This window comes from Ornithinibacillus caprae (assembly GCF_009728145.1).
Taxonomy (GTDB): Bacteria; Bacillota; Bacilli; order Bacillales; family Amphibacillaceae; genus Ornithinibacillus; species Ornithinibacillus caprae.
Genome location: NZ_WOCA01000002.1, coordinates 16,066 through 30,579 on the forward strand (window position 1 = coordinate 16,066; position 14,514 = coordinate 30,579).

Below are 14,514 nucleotides of genomic sequence, written 5' to 3' on the forward strand. Positions count from 1 at the left end.
AAAAGAGGGGAAGCATCATGAGTACGTTTGATCTCGTAATCAAAAATGCCAACATTTTAACTATCGATGAAAAAAATCCAAAGGCAGGTTCACTAGCCGTTTCGGATGGCCGCATTAAAAAAGTGTGGCTACAGCCAGAACCTCCATCAGATGAATTATATATTACAAAAGATACAGAAGTAATTGATTTACAGAGAAAAACACTGATCCCTGGATTTGTTGATACGCATAATCATTTATTGATGTACGCCCAATTTCGTAAACAAGCTAATTGTAGTACACCGCCAAACAAGAATATTTCAGATATCCTAAAAAGAGTTAAAGATCTTGCTGAAGAGACACCAGAAGGCGAATGGGTGATGGGCTGGGGATATGACGATACCTTGTTAGAAGAAAAACGTCATCCGACTCGAGACGAATTAGATGCTGTAGCACCGAACCATCCCGTATTTCTTCGTCATATTTCTGTTCATTTTGCGGCGGCAAATTCAAAAGCCTTGGAGTTAGCTGGTGTGAACGAAGAATCACCAGATCCTAAGGGTGGCCATTTTGGAAGAGATGAAAATGGGAGATTAAATGGCGTCTTACACGAGCTACCGGCGTTAGATCCAGTTCAAGCGATCATACCAGAGCCTTCAGCAGATGAACTTGCTACATTAATCGGAGAAGCATCACAGGATTACCTCGCTCAAGGGATTACAACAAGTTCAGATGCGGGGGTTGGACTGGATCAAGGGATTTCTGAGTATGAGGCTCATATCAAAGCTTCTGCAAATGGAGATAACCCATTACGCATGCGTCTTATGCTGCTTCATTATTTATTAAATGATGAATTTAAGGACTATACCGCACAGCAGCTTGACGAGGAAATACAAGCCCGTACCAATGGAAATGCCAAGCTAGATAGTGCTAAGCATTTCCAGGATGGTTCTATTCAAGGAATGACAGGAGCACTTCGAAAACCCTATTATAATGATCCAACCGTTTACGGAGAGCTTCTTAATGATCAAGATACTTTTAACGAGACAATTCTACATCTTCATAAACGCGGATTCCGTATTACGATTCATGGAAATGGTGACCGAGCAATCGGTTCCATCCTAGATGCTTATGAGTATGCACTAGAAAACGAACCTCGTTCTGATCATCGCCATCGAATTGAGCATGTACAAACAGCAACATCTGAAGATCTCGATCGGTTCAAGCGACTAGATGTTGCAGCATCCTTTTTCATTAATCATGTATTCTACTGGGGAGATCGACATAAAAATATCTTCTTAGGACCAGAACGAGCGAGTAGAATGAATCCACTCGCAGATGCATCGAAACGGAAGCTTTTATACACCTTGCATTCGGATTGTCCAATCACACCAATATCACCGTTATTCTCTATATGGGCAGCTGTGAACAGAGTGACGAGAGAAGGACATGTTTTAGGAGCAGAGCAACGGATCAGTGTTGAAAAAGCATTACGTACGATGACGATAGATGGTTCCAAACTTAACTTTGATGAAGAGAATACAGGTAGTATTGAAGTTGGAAAGTTAGCTGATTTTGCAGTGCTTGATGCGGACCCAACTACTATCGACCCAATGAAGATCAAGGATATAAAAGTTATAGCAACATTCATTGGTGGAGAGAAGGTTTATACGTAGGGTCAGGTCCCTCGTCCCACTTACAGAAAATTAAAACAACTGGGACGAGGGACCTGACCCCCAAGCTGACTGGGACGAGGGACCTGACCCCAAATCCCCCCAATCTGCACCCAATTTTACAATTGCTTCAAGTCTAATTCATACTTCCTTAATATTCTATCTTTAGAATGAGAGTATATCTAATTGCTAGGGGGAGAATGGTATGAGAATTAGGGGAGTTGCTCATCGTGGTTATCCAAGAAATTATCCAGAAAACACATTATCTTCATTTCAAGCGGCAATTGACTTAGGGTTTACACATATGGAGTTGGATGTTCATTTAAGTAAGGATGGCGTTCCGGTTGTTATGCACGACCATTCCATTGATCGGATGACTGATGGCAAAGGTGAAATAAAAAATTACACATTAAAAGAGTTAAAACAATTTAACATTGAACCGGATGAAAAAATACCAAGCTTAAAGGAAGCTCTACTGTTAGCTAAGGATCAAATCATTGTATCGATAGAGTTGAAAAAGCCAGAGTTATATCCGGGTATTGAAAAAAAAGTGTATGAGGTTATTTCGAAATTAGACATGATTGATCAAGTTTATATTATTTCCTTTAATCATAAAACCCTTGCAAAATTACGTGTGCTTTCAAGTGAGTTACATATCGGACCTTTAGTTAGTAGGGTCAAAAAATCTCACTTCAATTTAATAAAAAAATTAAATGCTAATTACTTTGCTGTAAAATATGACTCTGTAAAAGATAAACATATTAAACAGTGTGAAGACATGGATGTGCAATTAGTGGTGTGGACGGTTAATCGGGAAGAGGATATGACATCCATAGGAAATTATCCATCGGTACTAGTAACTACAGATGAATTAGAAAAATATAGCAATCTGTATCTAACTCGATAATAATAAAACTAAAAACCACTGTTTGAAAATATCAAACAGTGGTTTTTTAAGTTTATAAACTCCAGTAATGATACCCTTTGGATTCGAATTCTTTTCTATCCAAAATACTCTTGATATCAACGATTACTTTTTTGTCATTCTTATATAATTTATCCAACGTTTCTACATTGTGTGTTTCTTTAAACTCATCATGTGAAACAGCTAATACGACACTATCTACATCTTTAACTTGGTCGATATCTACTAATTCAATGCCAAATTCATTATAAACCTCTTCAGGATCGGCTACAGGATCATGTACTAACACATCAACATCATATTCTTTCAATTCAGTTATGATATCAATGATCTTAGTGTTTCGAACATCCGCAACATTTTCTTTAAATGTTAATCCAAAGATAGCCACTCTTGCTCCATCAATATCCTGTTTTGCTTTAATCATTTGTTTAATAATATTGCTTGCAACGTATTTCCCCATATCATCATTGATTTTTCTACCTGATAATATGATTTGAGAGTGGTAACCAAGCTGTTCAGCTTTATATGTAAAGTAATATGGATCCACTCCGATACAATGTCCCCCAACTAAACCAGGGGTAAACTTTAAGAAATTCCATTTCGTTCCGGCTGCCTCTAATACTGCTTTTGTATTAATCCCCATCTTATTAAAAACAATGGAAAGCTCATTCATAAAGGCAATGTTGATATCGCGTTGGGAATTTTCAATTACTTTTGCAGCCTCAGCAACTTTAATAGACTCTGCTTCATGTACTCCTGCTTCAATGATGGAGCCATACACCGCAGAAATCTCACTCAAAGCTTCTTCATCAGATCCTGACACAATTTTAATAATTTTAGTTAATGTATTAACTTTATCACCAGGATTTATACGTTCTGGAGAGTAACCTACCTTAAAGTCTTCTCCATATGTAAGTCCTGAGACTTCTTCTAAAATAGGGATACAAATCTCTTCCGTTGTCCCTGGATATACAGTCGATTCATATACAACAATAGATCCTTTAGTTAAATTTCTACCAACAGTCTCGCTTGCTCCAATAACGGGTTTAAGGTTAGGGGTTTTATCAATATTTATTGGTGTTGGTACTGCAACTACATGAAACTTACACTCTTTCAGTTCACTTTCATTATTTGTAAATTTCATTGTAGTGTTTTGAACAGCTTCGTCACCAACCTCATCTGTAATGTCAACACCACTTAGATATTTATCTAGTTTAGAAGTGTTTATATCAAATCCAATTACATCATAATTCTTAGCAAATTCAATAGCTAATGGTAAGCCAACATAACCTAGCCCGATAACGGAAATTTTTTCATCTTTTGACTGAATTTTGTCAAATAAGCTCATATTTTCTCGACCCTTTCATCAATTTATAGAAAATATCATTATTACTATACAGCTATATCATAACCTTGTATAGTAATTTCTATTATATATTGTAATATATATCAATGCATTTTTCTAATAACAGTAATAAAATTGGAGTGTATAAACCAATATGATAAAATTAATTTAATAATAAAAAAAGGAGAAAATTGTCGATGAAAGTAAAAAAAGCGATTATTCCTGCTGCGGGCTTAGGAACAAGATTTTTACCTGCTACAAAAGCACAGCCTAAAGAAATGCTTCCAATCGTAGATAAACCAACTATTCAATATATAGTAGAAGAAGCTGTGGCTTCGGGTATAGAGGATATTATCATTATCTCAGGTAGAGGAAAACGAGCAATTGAAGATCATTTTGACATTTCCTATGAATTAGAGGAAAAATTAGCTCAAAAAGGTGATGAAGAAAAACTAGAGATGGTCCGTACTATATCTAATCTAGCTAATATCCATTATATAAGACAGAAAGAGCCAAAGGGACTTGGCCATGCAATTTCTTGCGCACATAGTTTTGTTGGGAATGAACCATTTGCAGTTTTGCTTGGAGACGATATTGTCGAGTCAGAGGATCCATGCTTAAAGCAACTAATTGAGGTGTATAATGAACACCAAAAATCTATCATTGGGGTTCACGATGTACCGAGGGAAGATGTATCAAAGTACGGTATTGTTAAACCTTTAAACACTAAAAATTTAGGTCCATCGGTTAGTGCAATTGATTCATTAGTAGAAAAACCTAAACAAGAAGAAGCACCTTCTAATTTAGCCATTATGGGACGCTATATCCTTACACCCGAAATTTTCGAAATCCTAGAGAATCAAAGACCTGGTAAAAATGCAGAAATCCAGCTGACAGATGCTTTAGAAAAATTAAATGAAAAACAACAAGTATTAGCTTATAACTTTAATGGTAAAAGATATGATATAGGAAGCAAGTTGGGATTTGTACAAGCTACTATTGATTTTGCGTTATTACGTGAGGACTTACATGACGATATTAAGGAATATATGGAAAGAAAGTTACAATCATTCTATAAATAGTATATTGATTACAAAGGAATTTGACAGATCGGAGTTGAATTCCTTTCTTCTATTAATTGGTGCAATAATTTATAAATTGCCAACGCTATGGTATAATCTTTTGAGTGTAAATTTAGTCCATTAGGTAGATTTTAAAGATTGGAAGGCTGGATTCTGTGGAGAAGATTAAAATCGTATTTTTTATTTACCAATTAGGTTCTGGTGGAGCTGCTAGGACAATGTTAAATATTTTAAATAAAATAGATAGAAGCAAATTTAAGCCTATTCTTGTAACGTTAAATTATACTGGAAACTATGAGGAATATTTAAAAGAAGATGTAAAGTTTGTTAAATTATCAACAACAAGATTACGTTCAGCAATTCTACCATTAGCTAAAGTAATTCGAAGGGAAAATGCTGATATTGTATTTAGTACTATTCCCAATTATAATACGGTAGCTATTCTTGCTAATTTGGTTTCTTTTAGTAGAGCAAAAAACATTGTAAGAGAAGCGGCCTTTTTAGGGGGATCTTTTACTAGTAATCTGAAGCTACTAGCATATGGCTTTTTATATAAGCTTGCTCCAAGCGTAATTGCTTTGTCGCAAGGAGTAAAAGATAATATAGTAAAGCGCTATAAGGTAAATCCACATAAGATTAAAGTGATTTATAATCCAGTAGATATTGAATGGATACACTCTAGCATTTTAAATGGCAAGATACATGAACAGTATGACTCAATCTTTACTAGTAAAGAAAAAAAGATTGTAACTGCTGGACGTCTAGTACCAGATAAAGATCATAAAACATTACTAGAAGCTTTTGCGAAAGTAAATAAAAAATTCAATTCAAATCTATTTATTTTAGGTGAGGGCGAATTAGAAAACACCTTAAAACACAAAGCTAAACAATTAAATATTCAAGACAAAGTACATTTTATTGGTTTTCAGCAAAATCCATATATTTATTTTAAACATGCGGATTTATTTGTACTATCCTCAAGACGAGAAGGTTTTGGGCATGTATTAGCAGAAGCTCTAGCAAGTGGTACACCAGTTGTATCTACAAAGTGTAAACCTGGTGCAGTTGAAGTATTGGAAGATGGAAAGTACGGTAGGTTATGTGAAGTAGGTAATGCAGATGAACTGGCGAATAAAATATCCGATGTTTTATCCTATAATACAGAAGAACTGCACCAAGTAGTTAGTAGGGGACTACATCGGGTGGAAGAGTTTGATGCAAAAGTTATTGTAAAGCAATATGAAGAAGTGTTTATGCGACATGCGACTCATAGGATTAGCGACAGGAATTAGGAGGTAGGGAATGGAATTATCCAAACGTGTAGTACATTTAACGACAGTACACCACCCATACGATCCACGTATTTACCATAAGGAATGTAAGTCATTACATCAAGCTGGATATGATGTAACATTAATTGCGCAAGAAGATCCAAATGAATCTAGAAATAATGGAAGCATTAAACATATTAAGCTAAAGTCATATTCAAGCAGATTGAAGCGAATGATATTTGGAACTTACGATGTATACAAGAAAGCAAAACGATTAAATGCAGATGTATACCATTTTCATGACCCGGAGTTATTACCAGTTGGTTGGCTTTTAAAGAAGAAAAGTAATGTTGTAATTTATGATATTCACGAAGACTACGTAACAAGTATTATGCAGAAAGAATATATGAAAGAACCCATTAAAAAGCTGGTGGCATCAGCGTATAAGTTTATGGAGAATATCTTTGCGAAAAAGATCGAACTTTGCTTAGCAGAAAAATATTATAAAGATATTTATCCCAGGGGAAAATGTATATTAAATTATCCAATCATAAACGATAATATAATTAATCATCAACGAGAGAATAGTCCAGTGGAAGATAGCTTATTATATACGGGAAATGTTACCCATGTAAGGGGAGCATTGATCCATGCAAAGTTACCTTTGATTGATCCTAGTGTATCTGTCCAATTTGTAGGCAAATGTAACCAATCAATAGCTGATGAAATTTTTACAATTGCAAATGATAAACAACATCAGATTGAGATTGTAGGGATTGATCGTTTCATAGAGAAAGAAGATATCGAAGCAAAATACGTTAGCCGTAACTGGCTAGCGGGAATCGCACTTTTTCCACCAACTGAACATTACATGAAGAAAGAGTTGACCAAGTTTTTTGAATATATGAGTGCAGGCCTACCTATTATTTGTTCGAACTTTCCAGTTTGGAAAAAGTTTATGGAAACTTATGAGTGTGGAATTGCAGTCGATCCGTATAACGAACATGAGATTAAAGAGGCTATTGAATTTTTAAGAAATAACCCGCAAGAAGTAATCCGGATGGGTGAGAATGGCAAGAGTGCCGTAGTCGAAAAACTAAACTGGAGTGTAGAAGAGGAAAAACTTGTTAGTTGGTATAGGGAATTACTTGATAAGAGCTAAACTTTTAATGCAAATAGATATTTATAGAAAAGAGGGGAAATATGTCACAACAACATTACCCTTTAATATCAGTTATAACACCAGCGTTTAATGCGGAAAAATTTATATCGAGAACAATTGAGTCTGTACTTGATCAAACGTACACAAATTGGGAAATGGTTATTGTGGATGATCGTTCAACTGATAATACGGTGAGCATTATACAAGAATATCAAAAGAAAGATGAACGAATTAAACTGCATATTTTACCTGAAAACAGTGGTTCTGCAATTGCTCGAAATACAGCAATGAAAAATGCACAGGGACAATATATAGCATTTTTAGATAGTGATGACCTTTGGTATCCTCAAAAACTTGAAAAACAATTAAAGTTTATGCAGGAAAAGGATATTGCTTTTTCATTTACAAAGTATAGAAGGATGGACGAAGATGGTACAATAAGAAATGTAGTGTCAAAAGCTCCAAAGTCCGTAGGCTACCATGACTTGTTAAGGCATTGCGTAATTGGTTGCTTAACAGTAATGATCGATCGTGATAAAGTTGGTCGTTTGGATATGATAGACATACGAACTAGGCAGGATTATGCTTATTGGTTAGAAATAACGAAGAGAGGTTTTCGTGCCTATGGATTGCCGGAAGTATTATCCAAGTATAGGACGGTTGAGAATTCTATATCTAGAAATAAGTTTAAAGCTGCTAAAAGACAATGGTATGTGTATCGGAATGTTGAAAATTTAGGAATTTTAAAAAGCCTTTGGTACTTTACTCATTATACCTTTATGGGTGTGAAAAATACAATTAAATACAAGGTATCATCAAAGAATAAATAAATAATTTAATCAATCAAGGATGGTGGCTGACCGCGGTGAAGAACATTTTCAAGAAAATACTTTCTTTCCCCATGGATTGGTTCCTTTTTACTGTTTTAAATGAGAATCAGCGAAAGTTTTTAAGTAGCTTGTTATCGGAGAATGTAAAGGAAAAAATAAAAAGACTAATCAGTGGGAAAAAACTAATAGAAAGAAATAAACTGCAAAAAATAAAATACCATCTATATAATTTAGGTATGGAAGAAAAAGGACTTGATGCATTAGAAGAATTTTATGGGAATGCGAAAGATCCATATATAAAGCGAACAGCTGCATGGGAACTAGTTTTATGGCATGCTAATCAATATTCTGAGCATGGTGCAAGAAAAGCGTTAACCCTTATTCCGGCAGCTTCACTAAAGCAGAGAAATAAGGATCAACTTAGAAGGATAGCGATAATCAAAGCAGAATGTCTGGATTTGTTAAATAAAGGTCAAGAAGCTAGAGAAACGATAGATCAGATGCTTACTTTGGATAAGCATCCAGATTTATTTTTAGCAAAGGCCAACTTAGAGAATTCGATTGAAAAGAAACTCAACTGGATAAACAAGGCTTTTGATTATTATAATCTATCTACTATATCCTTCTCAGGAAAAACGGTTTCTGTAAGTTATGATGATCTATCCACTGAAGTGTTAGAACCAGTAGAAAATGCGGAGACAAAAGTATCTATTATTCTACCGGCTTATAATGCGGAGACAGGTATCCAAACAGCGATTAATTCCTTATTAGCCCAAACATGGCAGAATTTCGAGCTGCTGGTTGTAGATGATTGTAGTCCAGATGATACAGTGAAAGTAGTTCGGGAATATGCGGAAAAGGACTCTAGGATTAAACTTTTAAATACCCCAATTAATAGTGGACCATATGTTGCGAGAAATATAGCCCTAAAAGAAGCAACAGGAGAGTTCGTAACGATTAATGATTCAGACGACTGGTCTCATCCTCAAAAAATTGAAATACAAGTGAAGCACTTGTTGGTGAACGAGCATATCATTGCAAATACATCTGAACATGCCCGCTTAACAGAAGAAATTAAATTATATCGTCGAGGTACTCCAGGTAAATATATTTTTCCTAATATGTCTTCTATTATGTTTAGGCGCAAACCTGTCATTGAGAAGATAGGATTTTGGGATAGTGTTCGATTTGCTGCGGATGGTGAGTTTAAACGTCGTTTATTAAAAGAATTTGGCGTGCAACGTTATGTAGATTTACAGACAGGTCCATTATCATTACCAAGACAATCCGTTTCATCCTTAACAGGAAGCTCTGCATTTGGATACAATGGCTTCTTTAAAGGAGTACGAAAAGAATATGTGGAAAGTCTTGAATATTACCATAACCGTGCTGATAATTTGTATTATCCCTATCCTCAAATGAAAAGGCTATTTCCTGTTCCTGAGCCAATGTGGCCCCTAAGGGAAGAAAAGCCTTTTGGGAAACGCCATTTTGAAATAGTTATTGCTACTGATTTCAGAGTGTACACTATGGCTACGTTAAACGAAATAAAACGAAGATCTAACCTACATGAACGCATCGGACTTGTACAAATAAATCAATTTAATTTAGATTTAGACAACAAGACAAATGAGGCATATAGAAGTTTGATTGATGGTGAAAAAATACAAATGCTAGTATACGGAGAAAAAATTAAATGTTTGAAATTAATCATTATAAATCCAGTTGTTCTAGAAGCATCTCAACACTATATACCTGATATTGAACCAGAAGAAGTCTACGTTGTTGTTAATCGTTTACCTGTAGAGAATGGTCAGAGGTATTATCATTTCAATAACTGTAAACAACATTTAACAAGCTATTACAATTCCAATTGTATCTGGGTTCCTTATGATTCTTCGATTCGAAATAAATTACTTGAAGAGTATAATGAAGAACTAAATCACATTTCTCTTTCAAATTACGACTGGAAATAACTATTTTTTTGTGAGCAAGAAGCGGAAATAATCTCCGTATTCTTGCTCTTTTTTATTCGATATAAAGCGACAATAGTAGTATCCCCCCATTTACTTTCGACAAATATTCTACTAATATATTAAGTAGAGTATAAAAGGGGGTGGACTATGAAAGTGACGGCAGTCCAAAAATAGAATAATAGAGGATAGGTTTATTCGAATCCTTCTATAATACGCTTTGATAGTCTACTTAAAATAGAATGATTTTATCTATTAGGAGGATTTGCATGACGAGAAGAATTTTATGTAGTTTAATTTGTTTTTTCCTTATACCTACCTTCGTTTTCGCTGAAACTAGTGATGATGTAGATGTTGAAAATGAGACTGATTTAGTTGAGGAAGTACAAGATCCTACGTCACAGGAAGACGATGTCAACCTATCGACTGAACTTTCGGTGAGTAACGAGGACGAAGCAGAGGTAGAAAAGGAAGAAGAAGCAAGGGAAGTATCTACAACAAGTAGTACGAAAACTCCAGATGAATGGTATGAAGAAGGGATGAATGATCCTTCTGCAACCAAAAGAGTCGAAATTTTCGAAGAGGCTTACAGTTATTATCCTGAAAACGAAAAAATCATCTCAGGATTAAATGAAAGTGTAAGAAATCTATTAAATTGGGCTAGTGGTAAGCACAATAGTGGGGATTTTGATACAGCTATCGATAGATATAATTATATAATAACTGTCGAGGGGATAAGCAGTACTTATAGTGATGAAGCATCATGGAAAAAAGAATACGCTATTAATAAAACGAACTACCCTACAGCAGATCAACTTTATGATGAGGCTATGTCAGAATCGACAGCTTCTGGTAGATTTGATGCATTTATAGAAAGCTATACGTACTATCCCAATAATAAAAGAATTTTAGAAGGTCTTCGTTCAAGTGCAGAGTTATTATATAATTGGGCAATTAAGCAACATGGCCTTAGAAAGTTTGATACGGCAATTGATAGATATGAACGACTACTTACTTCTGATGCACTTACCTCTAGCTTTCTTTCAAAAGTAGAATCTCGTCTGAATGAAGCACTCCAAGAGAAAAGGCCTCCGGAGATTATTTATGAAGAAGCAAAAAATGAATATAGTGCATCTAGAAAATTAGAACTTTATATCGAGGGATATGACTCCTATCCAGATAATACAGACTTCATCAATGGAGTGAATGACAGTGGCAAGTTGTTGTTGAGTTGGGCAAGAGGGCAACATCAATCTGGTAAATGGAGTACAGCAATTGACCGTTATCTTAAGATCCTAGATAGTCCAGTGACATCTAAATCACTTCAGGATTCAGTTGCTTTGCATTTAGAGAAAGCAGAAAATCGTAACACTATCCCGACTGCTACTTCACTACGTGAGGAATACAAAAAACAGACAAAAGTATCGGAAATCTTCAGAAAAAGTGTTGAGAACTTTCTTTATTACCCAGAATCTGAAAAGTTTGAAACAGAAATGAATCATGCAGCAGAACAACTATTAATTTGGGCTAGAGGTAAACATGATAACGGTGACTTTACTACAGCTAAAAATAGATATGAGATCATTATATCTACAACATATATCAACGAATCGATTAGAAATAAAACAGAATCGCTACTATCCGATGCAGAGGTTGGCAAGCGTTCCGCGGATGCTATTTATCAGGATGCGGTAGAAGAAGGTAGAGCATCTTATAAGTTGAATCTTTTTATAAATGGATATGAGTTTTATCCAGATGATCAGCGTTTCATTAAAGGGATTCAAGATAGTGCTGAAGCATTATTTGATTATGCGGTAAGAAAACATAATGCTGGTGATTTTGTTACTGCAATTGAACGTTACGAAATAATATTAGCTTCACCTTCCATATTAGACTCCACTAGTGAAAAGACGCAAGGTAAATTAGCGGATGCTAAAATTGGTAAACGTCCTGCAGATGTAATCTATAACCTGGTCAGAGAAGAAACAACAGCATCGGGCTTATTTGAAATGAATAGTCAAGGGTATTATTTCTATCCAGAAGATGATCGATTCATTACTGGGTTAGCAGAGAGTTCAAAAAAATTACTTGAGCTAGCTGAACGTTACCATTCACAAGGAAGATTTACTGATGCAAATTCTCGCTATGAAAAATTATTAATTACAGAAGGTGTTCCAGATAGTTATGAAACAAAAGCAATGTATCTTCAAAAGTATTCTGTTGAAGAAAAGCTTGCACCTAATGCAGAAGATTATGAGGCACTTATCGAGAAGGAAGCTACTATTTCTGGAAAATTGGATATAGCTGTTGAAGGCTATTGGATTTATAGTGAGAAACCTCTTATGGTTAACCTTGTTATAGAGAATGCATATGGATTATTAAAATGGGCAACAGGAGTTCACCAACGTGGTGATATCACTACTGCTCTCAATAGATATAATAGAATACTAGATTTACCTGTGAAAAATGATGATCTAATCACGGAAACTACTTTAAAGAAAAGTTATGCTGATTCGGGGGAAGTTTTACCAACTGCGGATCAAATTTACAATGAGGCACAAGAGGAAACAAGAGCATCCTATATATTTGATCTATATGTTAAAGGTAATATCCTTTACCGTAATGATGAAAGATTTAAAGTTGGAATTGAAGAAAGCTCTATTTCTCTTCTAAACCTAGCTATTCGCTATCATGATAGTGGTCAATATGATAGTGCGATTGATCGTTATGATACACTAATATCTACAGTAAGTGTTCCTAGTCATATTAGTTTAGAAGCAGAACTTAGAAAACGCTATGCTAAAAATAGTCAAATAGTTCCTAAAGCAAATGATTTGTATAATTTAGCATTAAAACATACCACAGTTAGTGGGAAATTTGATGCATTTGTTGAAGGATACGTAATCTATCCGTCTGATGAAAGGTTTGTAAGTGGGTTAGAAATTAGCGCATATGATTTATATAAATATACAATTAGAATTCACAAAAATAAGGACTTCCGTGGAGCTATAAGTCGGTATGAGAAGCTAATTAATTCACCTGGTATTCCTGATTATATTGTAGAAGGAGCATTAGCAAACCTAGAATATGCTAAAGATCGAATTGTTCCTGTTAGCCAAATGATTAACTTTACGGAATATAATATTAGTCTTCAGGATGCCTTGAGTATACAAATGAAGGTTTCACCACAAACGGATAAATATATTGGGGTACCAGCTTTTGCGCATGGTAACTATATTCGAATTATTCAAGATTCACAAATTTCCGGATCAACCGTTAATGTAAGGACCGCTCCAATTCTAGAGGATAAGTATGTTTCTAAATCCCTAAATGGAGGAACAAAAGTAGAAATTTTGGACCGAGTAGTGGGAGATAGCTTTAGCGGGAGTAAGTTATGGTATAAAATTGATTATAATGGAGAAATATTATATGCTCACACATTATTAGTTGATCCAGCTATTGGTGAAACTACAGCAAATGTAAATATGCGAATGGAACCAGATTCAAACAGTCATAGTTTTGGAACAATGTCTAAAGGAAGTAGAATTACGATTATAGGTAGCACAGGTAATTGGTATAAAGTTATCTATGACAAAGACTGGAAGAACGCAACAAGTAACGATACGGAGTATTATTTAGATCCAACAAATTTTATTAATGATAATAACCAGAAGTATCAATTTCTTGATCTTAGATATTACACAGGTATTCCATCATCGGAACTAAAAGACTTATTAAAGGGAAAAGGAAAATTAGATGGAATGGAAGATGTTTTTAGAGAAGCAGCAAAAAGAGCAGGGATTAATGAGTTATACCTTATTTCACATGCTCTACTAGAAACAGGACACGGAACATCAACACTTGCTAGAGGAGTAGAATATAACGGCAAGACCGTTTATAACTTCTTTGGAATTGCGGCAGTTGATGGTAATGCGGTTAATGGAGGAGCGAAAAGAGCTTATGAAGAAGGCTGGTTCACAGTAGAAGATGCCATTATTGGTGGAGCAGAATTTGCAAAACAAAAGTACATTTATGCTGGGCAAAATACCCTATACTCTATGCGTTGGAATCCAGCTAAAATGGACCAAAATGGATATGCTACCCATCAATATGCAACAGATATAGGCTGGGCTTATAAACAAGTTGCATATTATACCCGTTTTTATTCCAAAGGAGATTACAATCTAATCTTTGATATTCCTGTCTATAAGTAATAAGCAAACTAATTTAGACTACCTATTGTTAATTCAATGGGTAGTTTTTCTTGTTTTTTA

The 14,514-nt window shown here is 35.0% G+C and carries 9 protein-coding genes; 8 read left to right on the top strand and 1 reads right to left on the bottom strand.

The features are described from left to right. The first annotated feature begins 17 nt into the window (after positions 1 to 17). A complete protein-coding gene (locus GMD78_RS02885) occupies positions 18 to 1,655 on the top strand; it encodes an amidohydrolase (protein WP_155666976.1) in 1,638 nt (545 codons plus the stop codon). A 202-nt stretch (positions 1,656 to 1,857) separates the two neighbouring features. Continuing rightward, positions 1,858 to 2,559 (top strand): glycerophosphodiester phosphodiesterase, encoded by a 702-nt coding sequence (locus tag GMD78_RS02890; protein WP_155666978.1) that lies wholly within the window; start codon positions 1,858 to 1,860, stop codon positions 2,557 to 2,559. A gap of 52 nt (positions 2,560 to 2,611) precedes the next feature. On the opposite strand, the gene GMD78_RS02895 is transcribed toward GMD78_RS02890, so the two are convergent. Next, positions 2,612 to 3,925 (bottom strand): nucleotide sugar dehydrogenase, encoded by a 1,314-nt coding sequence (locus GMD78_RS02895; RefSeq protein ID WP_155666980.1) that lies wholly within the window; start codon positions 3,923 to 3,925, stop codon positions 2,612 to 2,614. A 194-nt stretch (positions 3,926 to 4,119) separates the two neighbouring features. Here GMD78_RS02895 and galU point away from each other — a divergent pair, with 194 nt between their 5' ends. The 6 genes from galU to GMD78_RS02925 all read left to right on the top strand — a co-directional run bounded on the left by galU (position 4,120) and on the right by GMD78_RS02925 (position 14,454). Next, positions 4,120 to 5,004 carry a UTP--glucose-1-phosphate uridylyltransferase GalU gene (gene galU, locus GMD78_RS02900; protein ID WP_155666982.1) on the top strand — a complete coding sequence of 295 codons (885 nt, stop codon included), beginning with the start codon at positions 4,120 to 4,122 and terminating at the stop codon, positions 5,002 to 5,004. A 155-nt stretch (positions 5,005 to 5,159) separates the two neighbouring features. Further along, on the top strand, positions 5,160 to 6,296 hold the full coding sequence (locus GMD78_RS02905; RefSeq protein WP_343042085.1) for a glycosyltransferase: 1,137 nt from the start codon (positions 5,160 to 5,162) through the stop codon (positions 6,294 to 6,296). Positions 6,297 to 6,306: 10 nt separating this feature from the next. Next, the gene (locus GMD78_RS02910; protein WP_155666984.1) at positions 6,307 to 7,437 is read left to right on the top strand and encodes a glycosyltransferase; all 1,131 of its coding nucleotides are present in this window, start codon (positions 6,307 to 6,309) and stop codon (positions 7,435 to 7,437) included. Between the two features lie 41 nt (positions 7,438 to 7,478). Then, the gene (locus GMD78_RS02915; protein WP_155666986.1) at positions 7,479 to 8,267 is read left to right on the top strand and encodes a glycosyltransferase family 2 protein; all 789 of its coding nucleotides are present in this window, start codon (positions 7,479 to 7,481) and stop codon (positions 8,265 to 8,267) included. Between the two features lie 35 nt (positions 8,268 to 8,302). Then, positions 8,303 to 10,243: a glycosyltransferase gene (locus GMD78_RS02920; RefSeq protein ID WP_196493701.1), complete on the top strand. Its 1,941-nt coding sequence runs from the start codon at positions 8,303 to 8,305 to the stop codon at positions 10,241 to 10,243. 266 nt (positions 10,244 to 10,509) lie between these two features. After that, a complete protein-coding gene (locus tag GMD78_RS02925) occupies positions 10,510 to 14,454 on the top strand; it encodes an SH3 domain-containing protein (protein WP_196493702.1) in 3,945 nt (1,314 codons plus the stop codon). Positions 14,455 to 14,514 lie beyond the last annotated feature (60 nt).

Excerpts from the sequence above, each read along its gene's own strand:
- GMD78_RS02925 (WP_196493702.1), top strand. The coding sequence starts at position 10,510 with ATGACGAGAAGAATTTTATGTAGTTTAATTTGTTTTTTCCTTATACCT.
- galU (WP_155666982.1), top strand. The coding sequence starts at position 4,120 with ATGAAAGTAAAAAAAGCGATTATTCCTGCTGCGGGCTTAGGAACAAGA.
- GMD78_RS02895 (WP_155666980.1), bottom strand. The coding sequence starts at position 3,925 with ATGAGCTTATTTGACAAAATTCAGTCAAAAGATGAAAAAATTTCCGTT.
- GMD78_RS02910 (WP_155666984.1), top strand. The coding sequence starts at position 6,307 with ATGGAATTATCCAAACGTGTAGTACATTTAACGACAGTACACCACCCA.
- GMD78_RS02885 (WP_155666976.1), top strand. The coding sequence starts at position 18 with ATGAGTACGTTTGATCTCGTAATCAAAAATGCCAACATTTTAACTATC.
- GMD78_RS02915 (WP_155666986.1), top strand. The coding sequence starts at position 7,479 with ATGTCACAACAACATTACCCTTTAATATCAGTTATAACACCAGCGTTT.
- GMD78_RS02890 (WP_155666978.1), top strand. The coding sequence starts at position 1,858 with ATGAGAATTAGGGGAGTTGCTCATCGTGGTTATCCAAGAAATTATCCA.